The organism is Ruegeria sp. CE12 (assembly GCF_056537525.1).
Genome location: NZ_JBQFRS010000002.1, coordinates 53,408 through 70,254 on the forward strand (window position 1 = coordinate 53,408; position 16,847 = coordinate 70,254).

Annotated in this window: 17 protein-coding genes and 1 riboswitch; of the genes, 2 read left to right on the plus strand and 15 right to left on the minus strand. The window is 58.9% G+C overall.

Annotation, left to right across the window (positions count from 1 at the left end; translation table 11 throughout):
- Nucleotides 1–31 precede the first annotated feature (31 nt).
- The 6 genes from cobF to cbiE are packed head-to-tail and all read right to left on the minus strand — an operon-like array spanning nt 32 to nt 5,157.
- Entirely contained in the window at nt 32–775 is a 744-nt protein-coding gene (gene cobF / locus ACR0IO_RS05075) for a precorrin-6A synthase (deacetylating) (RefSeq protein WP_480739858.1), read from the minus strand.
- A complete protein-coding gene (cobA, locus tag ACR0IO_RS05080) occupies nt 768–1,496 on the minus strand; it encodes a uroporphyrinogen-III C-methyltransferase (RefSeq protein WP_480739859.1) in 729 nt (242 codons plus the stop codon). The genes cobF and cobA overlap by 8 nt, the downstream gene beginning before the upstream one ends.
- Entirely contained in the window at nt 1,493–2,815 is a 1,323-nt protein-coding gene (locus tag ACR0IO_RS05085; protein WP_480740832.1) for a cobyrinic acid a,c-diamide synthase CobB, read from the minus strand. The genes cobA and ACR0IO_RS05085 overlap by 4 nt, the downstream gene beginning before the upstream one ends.
- The gene (gene cobM / locus ACR0IO_RS05090) at nt 2,802–3,596 is read right to left on the minus strand and encodes a precorrin-4 C(11)-methyltransferase (RefSeq protein ID WP_480739860.1); all 795 of its coding nucleotides are present in this window, start codon (nt 3,594–3,596) and stop codon (nt 2,802–2,804) included. The genes ACR0IO_RS05085 and cobM overlap by 14 nt, the downstream gene beginning before the upstream one ends.
- Nucleotides 3,593–3,961: a cobalamin biosynthesis protein gene (locus ACR0IO_RS05095; protein WP_480740833.1), complete on the minus strand. Its 369-nt coding sequence runs from the start codon at nt 3,959–3,961 to the stop codon at nt 3,593–3,595. The genes cobM and ACR0IO_RS05095 overlap by 4 nt, the downstream gene beginning before the upstream one ends.
- Nucleotides 3,958–5,157, minus strand: a complete 1,200-nt coding sequence (gene cbiE / locus ACR0IO_RS05100; RefSeq protein ID WP_480739862.1) for a precorrin-6y C5,15-methyltransferase (decarboxylating) subunit CbiE — start codon at nt 5,155–5,157, stop codon at nt 3,958–3,960. The genes ACR0IO_RS05095 and cbiE overlap by 4 nt, the downstream gene beginning before the upstream one ends.
- Between cbiE and ACR0IO_RS05105 the strand changes: the two genes are divergently transcribed.
- Nucleotides 5,156–5,905 (plus strand): cobalt-precorrin-6A reductase, encoded by a 750-nt coding sequence (locus ACR0IO_RS05105; RefSeq protein WP_480739864.1) that lies wholly within the window; start codon nt 5,156–5,158, stop codon nt 5,903–5,905. The two genes, cbiE and ACR0IO_RS05105, sit on opposite strands and share 2 nt — an antisense overlap.
- Here ACR0IO_RS05105 and cobJ read toward each other — a convergent pair.
- From cobJ to ACR0IO_RS05145, 8 genes are all read right to left on the minus strand, one after another.
- The gene (gene cobJ / locus ACR0IO_RS05110) at nt 5,878–6,630 is read right to left on the minus strand and encodes a precorrin-3B C(17)-methyltransferase (RefSeq protein ID WP_170335261.1); all 753 of its coding nucleotides are present in this window, start codon (nt 6,628–6,630) and stop codon (nt 5,878–5,880) included. The two genes, ACR0IO_RS05105 and cobJ, sit on opposite strands and share 28 nt — an antisense overlap.
- Nucleotides 6,627–7,355, minus strand: coding sequence for a precorrin-2 C(20)-methyltransferase (locus ACR0IO_RS05115; protein ID WP_480739867.1), 729 nt, complete (start codon nt 7,353–7,355; stop codon nt 6,627–6,629). Before ACR0IO_RS05115 ends, cobJ begins: the two co-directional genes overlap by 4 nt.
- Nucleotides 7,352–7,981 carry a precorrin-8X methylmutase gene (locus ACR0IO_RS05120; protein WP_155151673.1) on the minus strand — a complete coding sequence of 210 codons (630 nt, stop codon included), beginning with the start codon at nt 7,979–7,981 and terminating at the stop codon, nt 7,352–7,354. Before ACR0IO_RS05120 ends, ACR0IO_RS05115 begins: the two co-directional genes overlap by 4 nt.
- Nucleotides 7,981–9,120, minus strand: a complete 1,140-nt coding sequence (gene cobG, locus ACR0IO_RS05125; protein WP_480739869.1) for a precorrin-3B synthase — start codon at nt 9,118–9,120, stop codon at nt 7,981–7,983. Before cobG ends, ACR0IO_RS05120 begins: the two co-directional genes overlap by 1 nt.
- Nucleotides 9,117–12,410: a cobaltochelatase subunit CobN gene (gene cobN, locus ACR0IO_RS05130; protein ID WP_480739870.1), complete on the minus strand. Its 3,294-nt coding sequence runs from the start codon at nt 12,408–12,410 to the stop codon at nt 9,117–9,119. The genes cobG and cobN overlap by 4 nt, the downstream gene beginning before the upstream one ends.
- A 3-nt stretch (nt 12,411–12,413) precedes the next feature.
- On the minus strand, nt 12,414–13,469 hold the full coding sequence (gene cobW / locus ACR0IO_RS05135; protein ID WP_480739871.1) for a cobalamin biosynthesis protein CobW: 1,056 nt from the start codon (nt 13,467–13,469) through the stop codon (nt 12,414–12,416).
- Nucleotides 13,466–13,855, minus strand: coding sequence for a DUF1636 family protein (locus ACR0IO_RS05140; RefSeq protein ID WP_480739872.1), 390 nt, complete (start codon nt 13,853–13,855; stop codon nt 13,466–13,468). The genes cobW and ACR0IO_RS05140 overlap by 4 nt, the downstream gene beginning before the upstream one ends.
- A gap of 70 nt (nt 13,856–13,925) precedes the next feature.
- A riboswitch (cobalamin riboswitch) is annotated at nt 13,926–14,135 on the minus strand.
- A 72-nt stretch (nt 14,136–14,207) separates the two neighbouring features.
- Complete coding sequence (locus ACR0IO_RS05145; RefSeq protein ID WP_480739873.1) at nt 14,208–15,092, minus strand: LysR substrate-binding domain-containing protein; 885 nt, start codon at nt 15,090–15,092, stop codon at nt 14,208–14,210.
- A gap of 116 nt (nt 15,093–15,208) precedes the next feature.
- Between ACR0IO_RS05145 and ACR0IO_RS05150 the strand changes: the two genes are divergently transcribed.
- Nucleotides 15,209–16,174 carry an NAD(P)-dependent oxidoreductase gene (locus ACR0IO_RS05150; RefSeq protein ID WP_480739874.1) on the plus strand — a complete coding sequence of 322 codons (966 nt, stop codon included), beginning with the start codon at nt 15,209–15,211 and terminating at the stop codon, nt 16,172–16,174.
- A gap of 53 nt (nt 16,175–16,227) precedes the next feature.
- Here ACR0IO_RS05150 and ACR0IO_RS05155 read toward each other — a convergent pair whose 3' ends face one another.
- Nucleotides 16,228–16,767: a GNAT family N-acetyltransferase gene (locus tag ACR0IO_RS05155; RefSeq protein ID WP_480739875.1), complete on the minus strand. Its 540-nt coding sequence runs from the start codon at nt 16,765–16,767 to the stop codon at nt 16,228–16,230.
- Nucleotides 16,768–16,847: the final 80 nt, after the last annotated feature.

Consider the following 16,847-nt stretch of genomic DNA (forward strand, 5'->3'; position numbering starts at 1 on the left):
TTTGCGCAATCGCCATTTGCGACGTTTTGCGTCAATTCACACGCTTTTTCAGAACGTAGATGTCCATGATCCAGCCATGATCAGCCCTTGCCTGTGCACGAGTTGAGAGAATCTCATCACAAACTTCGGACAAGTTTCCGTTGATCAGGATTTCTTCTTCCATACCGACGTAAGCGCCCCACCAGATGTCATAATTTGCCATATCAAGGCTCTGGAACGAACATTCGCCGTCCAGCATCACTGCGACGGTTGAAGCAGCCTCAGGCCAACCCTCGTCCCGGATACGGCGACCGGTTGTAACGACATAAGGTGCGCCGATATCGTTGATCGGAATCCCATGTGCTGCGGTCAGGGCCTGCAGGGCCGTGATACCGGGAATCACCCGTTTGATCGGTTGCGGTGAGAGACGCGCAGCGATTCGCAGCGAGCTGTCATAAAGTGAGGGATCGCCCCAGATTAGTAGGGCCACGTATTGTGCATCAGGATGGGATGCGATCGCTTCCTGCCAGCGCAGTGCTATTGCATCATGCCATTCATCCACCCCACGTAGATAGCCATCATCGGCCCTACGCGTGGGGATGTCGAAATAGGCGATTTGCGGAGCCGCTTCAGTGACTTGAGAAATGATCTTCTCACGTACGCCGGCAAGATCTGCCTTGTTCTCACCCTTGCGCGGGATCAGGATCAGATCAGCTGCACGAATAGCCTCGGCACCCTGAAATGTCACGTGATCCGGATTGCCTGTACCGATCCCTATCAGGCTCAGTTCATACATTATCGAACTCCGCCAGCGGTCCATAGAGTATCAGTGCCGGGGCTGTTCCGATTTCAGACTGCAGCCGTTCCGACAACGCTCCGATGGTCGAGCGGTGCAGCGACTGATCGGGTGTCGAGACAGATTCTGCCATCAGCGCGGGCGTGTCCAAAGGCAGACCATGTGCTTGCAGCGCCTCAACAAGTAGCGGGAAAGTGCGTTTGCCCATGAAAACAACTGTGGTCGCCCCCGAATCCGCCAACGCCGGCAGGTTCAAATCTTCGGGCAGTTTGCCGCTGACATCGTGGCCGGTGACAAATTGTACACGGCGAGCTGTCAGGCGGCGGGTCAGCGGAATGCCTGCGGCTGCCGCGGCGGCGACGGCAGATGGAATTCCGGGGATGATTTCATACTCGATCCCCGCCGCCTTCAGCGCGACCAGTTCTTCTTCAAGCCGACCGAACATACCTCCGTCACCTGATTTCAGGCGAACGACATGGGCACCGGTTTGTGCATAGTCGACCAGCAGACGGCTCACATGATCCTGCTTGGGTGAGGGGCGACCAGCACGCTTTCCTACACCCACCAAATCTGCGTCCTCGCGGGCGTGGGTAAGAATAGGTCCGCTACTGAGATCGTCGAACAAAACCGCATCGGCCTTTTGCATCCGGTCAACGGCCTTGAGCGTCAGTAGTTCCGGATCTCCGGGGCCTGAGCCAATGAACGAAACGAAACCGCTCATGCTGAGGCCTCTGCGATCAGATGAAAGAATGTGCCGGTGACGTTGCCCCGAACTGATCCTGTCTGCGGTCCTTCCGCACCTTCTGCGTCAAAGACTCGCGCAAGAGGGGCATCGGGCTGTTCGACAATAGACGAATAATGGAACTCGTGCCCGCGAAGCGCTGTACCAACCGCGAAACCGGGCATCTTTGCCAACAACTCGGCTTTGCGATACCCGAGGTTGAATTTGCGCTTCTCATAGGAGGTCACAAGACCGAGTAGTCCCGCCATTTTGTGTGGCGTACCTTCCTTGTCGATCAGCACGTCCCCCAAAGCCATGTATCCACCGCATTCACCATGTACTGGACGGGTTTCCGCGTGCTTGCGTAGACCAGTCTGGAAAGTGTCAGCGACTGCCAGAGTGCCGGCATGCAACTCAGGATAACCTCCTGGAAGCCAGACAAGATCTGCATCGTCGGCAGGCGCTTCATTGGCCAACGGCGAGAATGGCAGGATTTCAGCACCCGCAGCACGCCAACCTTTGAGAAGGTGCGGATAGGTAAAGGAAAATGCTTCGTCCTTGGCCAGCGCAATCCTTTGGGCCGGGGGGCGCGGCAGCGCGGTCGGAGATGGCCCATTGGGGCCTGAGGAGGCAGCCTCCCTGATCGCATCCAGATCCACATGTTCACGCAGAAAGGCCGCGTATCCGGCAATCGCGCTTTCCAGATCAGGGTGCTCGACCGCTTGTATCAATCCAAGGTGCCGCTCTGGCAAAGTTAGATCACCCCGACGCGGCAACACACCCAACACCGGCAGACCCGCACGCTCCATACCCAGACGTGTCAGGCGTTCATGCCGCGGGCTCGCGCAACGGTTTAGGATCACACCGGCAAAAGGAAGGTCCGGATTATACATTCGGAACCCCAGCGCCGTGGCTGCCGCGGATTGCGCCTGACCACCAACATCCAGCACCAATACGACAGGCCAGCCCATGCGCTGGGCTGTTTCAGCGCTGGACCCATGGCCCAGTTCGCCGGGCTTGGCGACCCCATCAAACAGTCCCATGGAACCTTCGGCCACGACAATATCTGCGCCCTCTGACTGCGCCGAGATCGCGTTAAGCAAAGGCGCACCCATCGCCCAGCTATCCAGGTTGAACGAGTCCCGGCCAGTCGCCGCTCTGTGAAAAGCGGGATCGATGTAATCCGGGCCGCTTTTGAACGGTTGTACCGTCAGTCCATCTTCGGCCAGAGCGCGCAAAAGACCCAGCATGACTGTGGTTTTTCCGGTGCCTGAGGATGGTGCCGAAATCAGAATTCCGGGAGGATTAGTCATCACCATGGCTCCAGCTCGACCACGGGCTTTCCGCGCTCTGCGGGCGATAGCGGCGGTCATAGGTTTTGGAATACAGACAGCTTTCGTCAAAACCTTCACCGGCCAGTGCTGGGCCTACCATGATCAATGCTGTGCGAGAGATGCTCTCGTCCAGCGCATCTTTCAGGGTTGCCAGGGTGGCGCGGATAATCTGCTCATCCGGCCAACTGGCGCGATAGACAACGGCCACTGGACAGTCAGCCCCATAGGCAGGCACCAGATCTGAAATCACCTTGTCCAGATTGCCGATCGACAGGTGAATGGCCAATGTTGCGCCGGTGCGGGCAAAGTTTTCCAGCGTTTCACCCTCGGGCATCGACGACGCACGCCCGGGAGTGCGGGTCAGGACGACAGATTGAGCAAGCCCGGGAAGGGTCAGTTCGGTTCCAAGAGATGCGGCAGCGGCGGCAAAAGATGGCACGCCGGGTGTTACGCTAACCGGAATGCCTTCGGTCTTGAGCCGACGAATCTGTTCACCCATGGCCGACCAGACCGACAGGTCGCCTGAATGCAACCTCGCCACGTCCTGTCCGGCTTCGTGAGCTGCTTTGATTTCGGCCACGATCTGATCCAGATCCATTGGCGCGGTGTTCACGATCTTTGCACCTTCTGGGCAATGGCCCAGAATCTCCTCTGGCACCAATGAGCCCGCATAGAGGCATACTGGGCAGGATGCGATGATATCGCGTCCGCGCAGGGTCAGCAGGTCGGCGGCACCTGGTCCGGCACCGATGAAATGAACGGTCATATCTGTCCTCCGATAGCGATCGCGCATGTCGCAAGGCGATCGTCCGAAATCTGTCTGGGTGAGAGTAGCCGCGCACCGGGTCCGGCTGCGGCAAGAGCGGATGCTTCGGCCACGCTGCCAGTGCCATAGGTGGCACGACTGCGGTTCGAGCAGGTGAGTGTGCGCTGACCCGCCAGATCGGCAGCAGCTATGAAATGCAGGGGCAGGGCGGTCGATTCGGCAAAGGCAGTCAGTGCTTCGTGCCCTTCTTTGTCCGCGACTGTTGCGAGAGCTTCCACAGCATGATCGGCAGTGGCGAGATTGAATGCCGCCTGCAGGCTCTCTGCGGTGGCGTTTGAGGAAAACCCAAGCCCTGCGACGATCATAACGTCACGCTCCACTGCACAACCGGGTAGGCTGATTTCCAACCACGCCGGGGACCAAGCGCTGACGCCTGCGCCAGCTCGATGCGCAGCAATTCACCGCCAAGCTTTTCGTGCCAGTTGGCCAGCAAAGCCTCGCTTTCAAGTGTAACCGCATTGGCGACCAGCCGCGTGCCTGTAAAAAGGTTGGATTGTAACCAGTTCAGAAGCTCTTCGCTGAGACCACCGCCTATGAAAACGACATCGGGCCGGGGCAGCCCCGACAACCCGTCCGGTGCGGTGCCGTGCACGACGATGAGACGATCCTGACCCAACGTATCGGCGTTTCTGCGAATGCGTTCGGCGCGGTCTTCGCGCGGTTCAATCGAAGTTGCGGTCAGGGTAGGGTCGCACATCAGCCATTCAATGCTGATTGATCCGGTACCGCCCCCGATATCCCAAAGATGCTCGCCCCGCTGTGGAGCCAAAGCCGAAAGGGTCAGGGCGCGTATTGGACGTTTGGTGATCTGACCGTCGGTTTCGAATATATTATCCGGCTTTCCCGAAGCCTTGGGGAATGCACGGCCGGTGCCTGCAACTTCAAGGCCAACGCAGACGGGATGTTCAAACGATCCGAGCAGTGCTTCGGTCAACGAAATACTCTGAGAGCGTTCGCGCGGCCCGCCAAGCGCTTCCATTACGTGAAGCGAAGTATCGGCAAATCCGGTTTCGTTCAGATATGTCGCAAGCTCGGCAACAGCAGCCCCGTTGCGAAGCAAGACAATCACACGCAGACCGGGGGCCAGATGGGGTCGCAAACGAGTCAGAGGGGCGGCATGCAATCCAAATGTCAGCGTGCCTTCCAAAGGCCAGCCAAGCCTTGCGGCGGCCAGTGAAAAGGTCGATTGACCAGGAAGTGCCGTCCATTCTCCCGGCTCGAAGTGGCGCGCAATGACTGAGCCTGCACCGAACCAGAACGGATCGCCCGATGCCAAAACGACCGTCCTGCGCCCTCTCTGTTTGCTCAGTAATGGCAGGCCGTCAGAAAACGGAACCGGCCATTCGATGCGCTCAGCATTTGATTCAGGGATCAATGATAGATGCCGGGGTGGACCCATGATGACTTCGGCGCGTTCCAGCACTTGACGGCTTGCGGGCGACAGGCCATCCAGTCCATCTTCACCCAACCCCAGAACGGTCAGCCACGGAGTATCAGTCATGTCCCACCTCCTGATCCTTGGTGGCACCACCGAGGCCAATGCGTTGTCCAAGGCGGTGGCTGAAAAAGGTATCAAAGCAACCTATTCTTATGCGGGCAGGGTAGACAATCCGCGTCCGCAACCCGTGCCGGTCCGCGTTGGTGGATTTGGCGGTGCCGAGGGGTTGGCGCGCTATATACGTGATCATGGGATCAGCCATGTCGTTGACGCGACGCATCCCTTCGCAGCCCAGATGAGCCACAACGCCTATAGGGCCTGCAGTGAAGCTGGTGTGAGCCTGGCCGCCCTGACGCGTGCAGCCTGGGCTGAGCAGGAGGGGGACCAATGGCAGCGCGTTGCCAGTATCGATGCTGCAGTCGCTGCACTGAACGGTGCTGCCAAACGCGTGTTTTTGGCGGTTGGTCGTATGCACCTTGAGGACTTTGCCGCCCAACCGCAGCATCACTACCTGCTGCGGTTGGTTGATGAACCAAATGAATTGCTGCTGCCGAATTGCGAGGTTGTGGTGTCGCGTGGACCATTTTCGCTGGACGATGATCTTGCGCTGATGAAGCGGCACGGAACTGAGCTGGTTGTGTCCAAGAACGCAGGCGGCACCGGTGCGCGCGCCAAGCTGGATGCCGCGCGAGCGCTGGGCGTGCCGGTGCTTATGATCGACCGTCCCGCCCTGCCGCAGCGGACGGAATTGTCGAGTGTCGCACAGGTTCTGGACTGGCTGTCTCATTCCGGGGTGAACCTCGGGGTGTAAACGATCGGGGTGCCATCCCTTTCGATGACGCGGGTGCGGGAGGAACCTACAATCACAACGGTCTGCATGTCAGCCATGTCAGGTGTTGCGTCGGCCAATGTCGAGATACGGATTGCCTCATCAGCACGAGAGACGGCGCGCGCAAACAGGATCAGCCGCTCCGGCTCGCATTCTTCGCGCAGGATTTCCAGCGTCTTTACAAAACCCTCTGGGCGGGACTTCGAGCGCGGGTTGTAGAACGCCATCGAGAAATCGGCCTGCGCTGCAAGGCGCAGACGCTTTTCGATCAGTGACCACGGCTTGAGGTTGTCACTCAGATTGATCGCGCAGAAATCATGGCCCATCGGAGCACCGGCCCGGGCTGAGGCCGCGAGCATCGCGGTGATGCCGGGAAGGACATCAATTTGGATTTTACGCCATTCGTCCGGACCATTCTCCAGCGCTTCGAATACCGCCGCTGCCATCGCAAAAACACCCGGATCCCCCGAGGAGACCACAACGACGCGCTTACCTTCCGCAGCCATTTGCAAAGCGTGCTGAGACCGGTCAATCTCGACCCGGTTGTCACTTGCGTGCAGGGTCAGTCCTTCGCGTTCTGCCACACGCGCAACGTAAGGAATATAACCAACCACATCCGTAGCGTCGGCGAGCGCCGCAGAAACCTCTGGCGTCACAAGTGCTTCGTCACCCGGACCAAGGCCTGCAATCTTGACCCATCCGCTCATGGCCGTCGTCCCTGCCCATGCACGATGATGATCGAGAAATAGGGCGTGAGTCCTTCACAATTCTCTGAAAGCTTACAAACCCTTTGGTTTGGCATCTGCGCATATTCAACGATCCAGGCACGGTCGTATAATCCAGAGGCCTGCAATGAGCGTTTGATCTTGTCGATGTTGCGGCCGATCTTCATCACCACCAGCGCGTCTGTCTGTGCCATACGTCTGGTCAGCTCTTCCTCGGGCAGCGTGCCAACCAGAACGGTCAGCACATCATCTCCCCAGGTGATCGGATCTCCGGTTGCAGTCCATGCACCAGACATGCCGGTGATTGCAGGAACAACCTCGACCGGAGCTTGTTCGCGCAGACGGGAATAAAGATGCATGAACGAGCCGTAGAAGAATGGGTCGCCTTCGCACAGAACAACGACATCTTCACCCTGATCAGACAGAGCTTTCAGATGCGCAGTGCACGCTTCGTAAAACTCGGCAAGCAGTTGATTATAGCGAGGATCAGACAGAGGGATCTCGGTCGTGACCGGATATTCCATAGGAAATTCAATCGCATCGCCGGGGATCATCCCGTTTACGATATTGCGTGCCTGACCGCTGCGGCCCGGTTTGCGGAAGAACGCCACATGTTTGGCATTTCGCAACAGTCGATCGGCTCGGACACTCATTAGATCCGGATCGCCGGGGCCGAGACCCACGCCGTATATCTTGCCCATGTTCATTCGGCGCGGCTCGCGATGGCGTTGACTGCTGCAACAGTGATGGCGCTGCCTCCCAACCGACCTTTGACGATGCACGAGGGCACAGGTTGTGCTTCCCACAGGGCGTCTTTGGATTCTACTGCGCCGACAAATCCCACCGGGCAACCGATGATGGCCGCCGGGCGAGGGCAGTCAGGGTCTTCAAGCATGTTCAGAAGATGGAACAACGCGGTTGGCGCGTTGCCGATCGCGACCAGCGCACCTTCCAGTTTTGGACGCCAAAGCTCCAGCGCCGCAGCCGAGCGGGTGTTGTTCATCTCAGCAGCCAGCGGACGTACGCGTTCGTCATGCAGAGTGCAGACAACTTCGTTGTCAGCGGGCAGGCGGAACCGGGTCACGCCTTCGCTGACCATACGGGCGTCGCACAGGATCGGCGCGCCGTTTTCCAGCGCGGTGCGGGCAGTCGAGACGAAGTCAGGCGAAAAATGCACGAATTCTTCCAACCCGACCATGCCGGCCGCGTGGATCATGCGAACGGCAACCTGCTCCTCGTCGGCGTCAAACCGAGCCAGATCGGCTTCGGACCGGATGGTGGCAAAGCTCTCTTTGTAGATCGCCGCGCCATCGGTTTCGTATTCATAGGGCATCAGGTCAGGTCCATGGTCATAAGTGTTTCGGGGGTTAGCCCGCGCTGGATGGGCTCATCCCCCGCGCGGCCCTGTTTGACAAGATCAAATCGTCCTGCGCTACCAACCAGTGTGATATCCGCAGGTCCCATACGGGCACATCCTTTCGTGCAGCCCGAGACATGCAGGCTGCCGCTGACACGCTGCGCCAGCTCGCGTGCGATGCCTCTGGTCTCAACTTCCGCCTGTGGGCAGAGTGGCGCGCCGGGGCAGGCGTCGGTAGTCATCAGCGGGTCAGTGCCGTCTGTAACGAAATCGGGTGCAGATATCGCGGCCCCATCTTCCAGCAGGAACATACGCCAAGGTGTAACGCGCATGGCTACCGCACCAGATTTGCCGATCAGATCAGACAGCTGTTTCGCGGGCAATTGGCCGAACGGCGCGCCATAGACGGGGCCAAGTAGATATGTGCCTGGCTCTAACGGCTCACCAATTGCGCAAGGGTGATCACCAAGCCACTCAGTCGGCAGCTGCCGGGATGAGATCAGGCGTTCCATGCGGCGGGTTTCGGGAGTGAAATGCGCCGAGAACCACACAGCGAGTTCGATCAATCGGTCTATTGCCTCAGCCTCGGTCACGGAACGGCCCGTTTCGCAACCGTCAGCGCGCAGGATCAATCCAGCCTCTCCAAGCTCCAGTCGAATATCAGCCGAATCTCCGGCCAGCTGTCGCTTGGGCCCTGTATCGATGGCAAAGCCGAACTTTGCGGGCAGGGCGGGGAGTTCTCCCAGCCTTTCGATCAATTCGTGTGCCAATCGAGCGGTCAGATCTTCGGCTTGATAGAGCGGCGAGACCAGAATGTTGCGCCGCACTTCAATTCCCGGCTCAGCATCCAGCAGGTCCAGCGCTGCCAGCTCGGCCAACAGTGATCGATGATCCGCCTCGGCGACGCCCCTAAGTTGCAGGTTGGCGCGGTTAGTCAGGTCGATGGTGCCATTGCCGAACCGCTCTGCCAATTCACAAAGCCCCAGCGTTTGAGCTGCACTAAGCCGCGCCAGCCGGGGACGCACCCGCACCACCAGCCCGTCACCTGACATCATCGGTCGGTGTGCGCCGGGGCACCAACCCTGGACTACAGGTTTTGGGGAGCGGGCACTCATCCCAGCCCCTCCAGATCAGCGCGGATTGAGTTCCGCCGCGTATTCCAAAGCCCGGCCTCCAGCAGCGCACGGAACCGATCCTGCATGGCCTGATGCGCCTGAGGGTTGGCCTCTTGCAGGAAGGCATCGACCTCTGCGTCGCCAAGAGTGGCGTCGTGGTACAGGTCGAACAGATGCGGCGCGACTGTGCCGGAAAGATGCGCGAACGAGGCCATGTGATCCAGCGTGGCCGCTATCTCGGCCGCACCACGGAACCCGTGCCTTTGCATACCGCCTATCCAGGCGGGATTTGCTGCACGGGCATGGACCACACGGCTGATTTCCTCGGGCAGAGTACGCGCACGTGGATTTTCGGGGTTGGTATTGTCCAGATGATACAGCTGCGCAGTGCCACCAGTGATCTGCTTGGCAGCGGCAAACCCGGCCTCATGGGTGGCATAGTCATTGGCCAACAGAAGGTCGGTTTCAGTCAAGTCTTGCAGGTGGACGAAACTGTCGGCGTTGGCGACCCGCTGGGTAATTCCGTCCTTGTCCTGTGCGATATGCTCGCCTTCCAGCGCGAATGAACTGGCGTCCAGCCAGGCCTGCCCGGCCTGTTCGCGCGCCTCATCGGTGTAGGTTTCGGACAGATGAGTCATGTTCAGGCCATAGCTGCCCGGCGCCGGGCCATAGACGCGGGCTGCCGGAACCTGCCCCGCATAGGGGTTCCAGTCGGGCGCTTCGTCACGTTCGCACAAAGCGCGAACGGCCTGACCATAAAGCGCCGAGAGCGTTGGGAACACGTCACGGAACAGGCCCGATACACGCAGAGTGACATCCAAACGCGGGCGGCTGAGGTCGGTAATCGGCAGCACCTCGATGCCGGAAACCCGCTCAGACCCCTTGTCCCAGACCGGTTTCACGCCCAACAGGTGCAAAGCCATGGCGAATTCCTCGCCAGCTGTGCGCATCGTGGCAGAACCCCACAGGTCGACGATCAACCCTTTGGGATAATCGCCTTCTTCCTGCAGATGCCGGCGCACCAGTTCCTCGGCCAGTTTCACGCCTTGGGTGTATGCGGCACGGGTCGGAACCGAACGCGGGTCAGTTGTGTATAGGTTCCGCCCAGTGGGCAGCACATCCGAGCGTCCGCGATAGGGTGAGCCCGACGGTCCGGCCTCGATCCGTTTCCCGGCCAGTGCATCGATCAGGGCACTGCGTTCGGCGTGGGCTGAGGGGGCAGGGTCAAAATTGCTCGCCACCTCAGGTACCCGGCCAAAGATGTGCAAACCGTCGCCAAACTGGCTTTCCTTGATGTCGCAGACAAAACGGTCGATGCGGGTGATTGCCTCGGCAGTGCAGGTGGCTTGATCGAGGCCCAGGTCACTTTCAAGTCCGATGGTTTGCGCTTCGTCGCGGATATCTTCCTGCAAGCGGTCGCGACGTTTGGGGTCTAGCCCGTCTGCGTTCGAGAACTCATCCAGCAGCGATTCAAGCCGAACCATCCGATCCGGCGTGCCGCTTTCCTTCATCGGAGGCGGGATATGACCCAGCGTGACAGCCCCGATGCGGCGCTTGGCCTGCGCGGCCTCGCCGGGGTCATTGACGATGAACGGGTAGATCACCGGCAGATCGCGGATCAAAACCTCGGGCCAGCATTTGTCGGACAAGGCGACCGATTTGCCCGGCAGCCATTCAAGCGTGCCATGTGCACCGATATGGATGAGCGCATCGGCACCAAGGCTTTTGCGCAGCCACAGATAGAACGCGACATAGCTGTGGCGCGGGGTGCGCGACAAGTCATGGTAATCGTCATCGCGCAATTCAGGCGTGCCGCGTTCGGGTTGAAGCGCGACCAGCGCTTTGCCTCGGCGCACTGCAGTGAAGTGAAACGCGCCTTCGGTGAATACCGGGTCATCTTCAGGGTTGCCCCAGACGGTTTTCAGATCTGAACGTAATTGCTCGGGCAACTGGGCAAGTGCGGTGAGGTAATCCTGCAGCGGCCACGAAATGCGGGCGTCCAGCAGAGTTTCGGCAATCGGCTCTGCGGGTGCAGTGTCATAGCCTTCATCCTGCAAATCGGCCAGCATCGCCTCGGCCGAGGCCAGTGCATCAAGGCCCACCGCATGGGCCATCTGCCAGTCCTTGCCGGGATAGGTGGACAGCACCAGAGCGGGCACTTGATCTGCTTTGGGCCGGTCATTCAGGTTCAACCAACCAGTTACACGGTCGATGATCGCTTCGATCCGTTCAGGTTCAGCCCGATGGGCAAAGCGAGAATACTCAAGGTGCGGGTCGTGTTTGCCGGGCTCTTTGAAAGAGGCGATACCGGCCGAGATACGTCCATCCACTTCGGGCAATACCACGTGCATGGCGAGGTCGGCAGGCGAAAGACCGCGTTCCGCCTCAGCCCATGCTTTGCGGCGCGAGGTCGCCAGAGCAACCTGAAACACTGGCACATTAGCAGCGTCCAAGGGAGATGTCCCCGACGCGCCTTTGCCCGAGAATGAAGTGGCATTGATGATTGCGGATGGGTTCAGGGCAACAACCTGTTCACGCAGCCAATCGGCGGCTGCGGGCGCTTTCAAAGATGGCGCGAACAGCCCAACCGCGTCCAGACCACGGTCTCGTAAGCTGCGGATCAAGGCTGCGATCGGCGCAGTGTCCGCCGAGGTCAGATAGGCCCGATAGAAGCTCACAAGGATGCGCTTCGCCCCGCCCGAGAAGGCCTTGTTTACCGGGATAACGCCGCGATCGGGGCACCAAGCTCCGCATTCTGGCAGGGTTTTTGCACCCATCACCGGCCCGGCATAAAGCCCCGCGGCCAGTGCCATCTGGGCCAGCGCAGCTTGCGCGGCCACTTCTCCACCGGTGTCACACAGATGCGCGAGTCGGCGCAGCGTCGAAACTGGTAGCGTTGAATAGTCGTCCAACCGCGTATCTTCACGCCCGTCAGCAGGCAACACAGCCAGCGCGATGCCTTTGGATTGTACCAGCGCCAGAACTTGCTGCAACCCGTAGGACCAATACGGCACGCCGCCGATCAATCGGATCAGGATGCCCTTCGCGCCCTCCAGCGTCTGTTCAACATAGGTATCAACTGACAAGGGGTGTTTCAGTGCGGTCAGGTTGGCCAGCCGCATCGTCGGCATCCGCCCCTCGGCACCGCCACCGCGATGCCAGCCTGCCGCGAAAGCGCCAAGGTCGCTGTCCGAGAAGGACAGCACCACCAGATCCGCTGGGCTCTGGCCCAGATCGGTCGGGGTTTCGGTTTCTTCTAACCCGTGGCTTTCGCGGAAGACGACATGCATAGCTTACTCGGCAGCCTCGGCTACACCTACGAGGATATCGCGGATCGCAGCCTCTTTGATGTCGTCATGCTCGGCAATCACGACCAGACGCGAGCGGCGCTCCTCGCCGGGTTCCCATGGTCGGTCGTATTGGTGACGCACACGCGCACCTACAGCCTGCACCAGCAGACGCATCGGTTTGCCCTGAACGGCAGCATAGCCTTTGACACGCAGGATGTTCAGCTCGTTCGCTAGACGTTCGATATTGGCGACCAGTTGAACCGGGTCGGTCTGTTCTGGCAACTCGACAATGATGCTTTCGAAATCGTCATGCTCGTGGTCGTGATGGCCGTCGTGATGCGACGGGCGAGCCTCCATGTCATCTTCGGCTGCGGCTTCAAGACCCAGCACGACTCGCACGTCGACAGCACCTTCGGCAACTTCGACGACGGGGAGGGGACGCGGAGCTTCGGCGGCGATGATTTCTTTGGCCTTCGCCACACCTTCGCGGCCAGCCAGATCGGGCTTGGTCAGCAGGACGATATCCGCGCAGGAAATCTGATCCTCAAACACCTCAGACAGCGGCGTTTCGTGGTCGATCGAGTCATCGGCTAGGCGCTGGGCGTCCACCGCCTCAACGTTCGGAGCAAACCGACCGGCCGCGACGGCCTCGGCATCGGCCAGAGCGATCACGCCGTCGACGGTGATTTTCGAGCGAATATCGGGCCAGTCGAACGCTTTCAGCAGCGGCTTGGGCAGGGCGAGGCCGGAGGTTTCGATCAGGATGTGATCGGGGCGCGGTTCCAGCGCCATCAGCGCCTGGATGGTGGGGATGAAATCATCGGCCACGGTGCAGCAGATGCAGCCATTGGCCAGTTCCATGATGTTTTCCGCCGGGCAATCGGGAATGGCGCAGGATTTCAGGATGTCGCCATCGACGCCAACGTCACCGAATTCATTGACAACAACGGCCAGACGTTTGCCCTGCGGGTTCTGCATCAGGTGCTTGACCAGTGTGGTTTTGCCCGAGCCCAGAAAGCCGGTGATTACAGTAACGGGAAGTTTTTCGAGGTTGCTCATTTCAGGGCTCCAATCGGGGGAATGCGGGCCGCACAGTTTTTGCGGAAATGTTCAGGGCGCTCACGCCATTTCACAAGGCCGTCTTCGGTGGCGAGATATTTGGTGACGCCTTCGACGATGGTCTCGACGTGGTCGGTTTCGTTGAGGTTCTCATACACAAAGGTCCAGCGGGATGGTCCGCCACGCAGTACGATCGAACACCCCTGATCGCAGTTCGAAAGGCATTCAACGGCCTTAAGATCAATGCCATCTGGCAGCTCGGCCTCGGTCAGCGCTTTATGCAATAATGTGCCGGGGCGCTGGTCATCTTCCTCGACAGGAAGGCCACGCCGGCAGGTGGTGCAGACCAGCAGTTCAACTGGTGTCGTCTCGGTCACGTCTCTCATCCCCCCTTCACGGTTTTCGGGGGACGGGGTATGCGCGGGCCTTGGCCCGACACCGGAACACCCCGTCCGGTCTGGTCTTCGGGCGTTGGCAGGTCTCCCGGCTTGCGGATGTCAGAGGTATCCTCTGGCAGGTGTCCTGCCTTCCCGGCCTGCAGGCCAGTGGCTTTGGGCACCTTCTCCGGTCACGGTCGCGGGGGCGGCTGCATTTGACGGCATTCCATACCGCTGATGCATTCCCTTTTCATCTGCTTGCACAGACACCAACGAAAGGGACATGCGGCAAGCAAAGGGGCGTTGTCAAGCGAATGGAGGCGCTCTCAGATCACCGGGATGGAAAAGCGACTTGCAGTGGTCAGTCAGCGGCATCCGCTTTGATCCGTTCTTGCAACCAGGTCTCAAAGAGGCGGGCAGAGGCCGTCGGGCGGGGCGCGCCATCTGAGCGGATCAGGTAATGGGACTGAGCAAAGGGAATCGGTGGTCCGGCGATCTGCAAGGGCGCACCCTGCGCAATCGCATTCCGGGCAAAGCGTTCAAGGATTGTGGCGTAGCCTGCCCCCGCCATCACAAGTTGCAACGCGGTGACCGTGGTATCTGCCGAATACTGAGACTGAAGTTCAGGCTGGTGAATGCCATGTGCCTCAAAGTATCGCGCCCAGTTGTCTTCATACCCAAGGATATGGATCAGAGGACTTTCACGGAACTCTGCCTTGCTTGGCGCTGTGGTGCCGGATCTGCAAACCGGAACAAGGCATTCATCCGAAAGCTTCTCTGCCCTGAGCCCCGGCCAGTCGCCATAGCCCAGCCGAATATCGATATCCACATCGCTAGAACCCATGGTGTCATTCCAGATGTGAGTCACCAATCGCACAGGGATATCGGGATGTTGGCTGGTGAATTCAGGTAGTTCGGCAGCCAGCCAATAAGTCATGGTTGAAATTGCCGCGCGAATGGTCAGCGTCTGCTGAGACGCTGGGCCAAACAAACTGTTGGTCGAAAGGGTTATGTCAGACAGAGCGCGCCGAACGGTCAAAGCATAGGATTGGCCAAGCTCGGTCAATTCCAGTCGTCTTGCCTGTCGAGTGAAAAGAGGTTGGCCCAACTCGGCTTCCAATGAGCGGATATGCAGGGATACCGCGGTTTGTGTCAGACCCAGTTCTTGCGCGGTTGCGGTGAAATTCAGATGCCGAGCGGCAGCTTCGAAACTACGCAGCCAGGAAGGGTTTGGTAAACGATCCATTTATCACCAAAAATTTTTGCCCATAAGATCGATTATTATTCGTTTCATTTGTGGGTTATCAAGGTGAATACTCCGCGTGAAAACGGTTCGGGCATAGCCCACAGGGAGGATTCGCAATGAAGGTTGGATTTATCGGTCTGGGGAATGTGGGGGGTAAGCTCTCGGGTTCGTTGCTGCGTAACGGGGTTGATTTGACAGTTCATGATCTGAACCCGGATCTGGTTGCTGAATTTGTTGCGCAGGGTGCCAAGGCTGCTGAAGGTCCGGCGCAACTGATGCGGGATTGTGATGCGGTTATCACCTGCTTGCCATCCCCTGCGGCATCGGATGCCGTGATGCAGGAAATGCTGCCAGAGGTTGGTCCGGGCAAGATCTGGATGGAGATGTCCACCACTGATGAGGCCGAGGTGAAACGGTTGGGTGCCATGGTGATCGAACGCGGTGGCGCCGCAGTAGATTGCCCTGTTTCCGGGGGATGCCATCGTGCAGCTACGGGCAATATTTCGATTTTTGCCGGATGTGACCGCGCAACATTTGAACGGATTTTGCCCTTTCTGACAACCATGGGGCGCCGCATTCTGCATACCGGTGACCTGGGGTCTGCTTCGGTTCTGAAGGTGCTGACCAACTATCTGGCCACCGCCAACCTGATCACCTGTGCCGAAGCCCTGGTCACTGCCAAGGCTGCAGGGATGGATCTGAATACGACCTATGAGGCGATCAAGATCTCATCAGGAACCTCATTTGTGCATGAAACCGAAAGTCAGGTCATCCTGAATGGATCACGTGATATCTCGTTTACAATGGATCTTGTGAAAAAGGATATCGGGCTGTTTCAGGAAGTCGCAGATCGTGCGGGGGTGCCGTTGGAGATGAACCCGGTGATGATCAAGATTTTCGAGGACGGAATTGCCCGGTATGGTGACCGCGAGCTGTCGCCCAATATCATCAGACGACTGGAAGATGCCACCGGACTGGATATTCGCGCACCGGGTTTCCCGACCGAAATGCTGGATGATGAGCCGGAAGAACCGGGGTACGAAGTGGTCCCCAGGGGCGCTAGAGCGCATAGATCAACATAGGTCTGGGCGCTTCGGCCTTACGATTTAGTGATCGGATGATAGTCGAGAGGGTTCTACCAATAAGCCGGGTTTTTGAACGCTTCGGCGCATTGTGGTGGCCCTTTCAAAGGCGCAAGATCCTGATCCGAAAGAGACTGTGCCAGCCACCCATGCGGATATTGAAGCTTCATGGGTGGCTGGGCCTGCTGCTCGGTAATCTGTTCAAAACCAACTTTGGAATAGTAGTTCGGATCGCCATAGGTGATCACCACATCAACGCCGCGCCCGCGCAGATCGCTCAGCCCGAACGTCAGGAGCTTTTGTCCAACGCCTTTCCCTTGCTGGCCTGTTGCAACGGCCACAGGGGACAACATGAATACGGTGCGGTCATCCTGCTCATACTCGAGGCGGGTAAAAATTATGCACCCGGTAAGAGTGCCACCATTTGTGGCAGTGAAGACATACATGTCACCAGGTTTGGTCTTTGCCAGAATGTCTTTCACCAGCCCTGCGATCAGTTGACCTTCCTCATCACCTTCGGAGGCTGCGAAAACAGCTCCGAAAAACTCGATAATTTCGTCGTGTCTGCCACTGGTATGGCGGGAGTAGTCCATGTCGCACCTCAATTCTGACGGTCAGTGGTTCAGCCGGAACCCTTGGTCATTTAGCTGGGTATTTCACCCATATGACTCGA

Excerpts from the sequence above, each read along its gene's own strand:
- cobF (WP_480739858.1), bottom strand. The coding sequence starts at position 775 with ATGTATGAACTGAGCCTGATAGGGATCGGTACAGGCAATCCGGATCAC.
- cobA (WP_480739859.1), bottom strand. The coding sequence starts at position 1,496 with ATGAGCGGTTTCGTTTCGTTCATTGGCTCAGGCCCCGGAGATCCGGAA.
- ACR0IO_RS05085 (WP_480740832.1), bottom strand. The coding sequence starts at position 2,815 with ATGGTGATGACTAATCCTCCCGGAATTCTGATTTCGGCACCATCCTCA.
- cobM (WP_480739860.1), bottom strand. The coding sequence starts at position 3,596 with ATGACCGTTCATTTCATCGGTGCCGGACCAGGTGCCGCCGACCTGCTG.
- ACR0IO_RS05095 (WP_480740833.1), bottom strand. The coding sequence starts at position 3,961 with ATGATCGTCGCAGGGCTTGGGTTTTCCTCAAACGCCACCGCAGAGAGC.
- ACR0IO_RS05105 (WP_480739864.1), top strand. The coding sequence starts at position 5,156 with ATGTCCCACCTCCTGATCCTTGGTGGCACCACCGAGGCCAATGCGTTG.
- cbiE (WP_480739862.1), bottom strand. The coding sequence starts at position 5,157 with ATGACTGATACTCCGTGGCTGACCGTTCTGGGGTTGGGTGAAGATGGA.
- cobJ (WP_170335261.1), bottom strand. The coding sequence starts at position 6,630 with ATGAGCGGATGGGTCAAGATTGCAGGCCTTGGTCCGGGTGACGAAGCA.
- ACR0IO_RS05115 (WP_480739867.1), bottom strand. The coding sequence starts at position 7,355 with ATGAACATGGGCAAGATATACGGCGTGGGTCTCGGCCCCGGCGATCCG.
- ACR0IO_RS05120 (WP_155151673.1), bottom strand. The coding sequence starts at position 7,981 with ATGCCCTATGAATACGAAACCGATGGCGCGGCGATCTACAAAGAGAGC.
- cobG (WP_480739869.1), bottom strand. The coding sequence starts at position 9,120 with ATGAGTGCCCGCTCCCCAAAACCTGTAGTCCAGGGTTGGTGCCCCGGC.
- cobN (WP_480739870.1), bottom strand. The coding sequence starts at position 12,410 with ATGCATGTCGTCTTCCGCGAAAGCCACGGGTTAGAAGAAACCGAAACC.
- cobW (WP_480739871.1), bottom strand. The coding sequence starts at position 13,469 with ATGAGCAACCTCGAAAAACTTCCCGTTACTGTAATCACCGGCTTTCTG.
- ACR0IO_RS05140 (WP_480739872.1), bottom strand. The coding sequence starts at position 13,855 with ATGAGAGACGTGACCGAGACGACACCAGTTGAACTGCTGGTCTGCACC.
- ACR0IO_RS05145 (WP_480739873.1), bottom strand. The coding sequence starts at position 15,092 with ATGGATCGTTTACCAAACCCTTCCTGGCTGCGTAGTTTCGAAGCTGCC.
- ACR0IO_RS05150 (WP_480739874.1), top strand. The coding sequence starts at position 15,209 with ATGAAGGTTGGATTTATCGGTCTGGGGAATGTGGGGGGTAAGCTCTCG.
- ACR0IO_RS05155 (WP_480739875.1), bottom strand. The coding sequence starts at position 16,767 with ATGGACTACTCCCGCCATACCAGTGGCAGACACGACGAAATTATCGAG.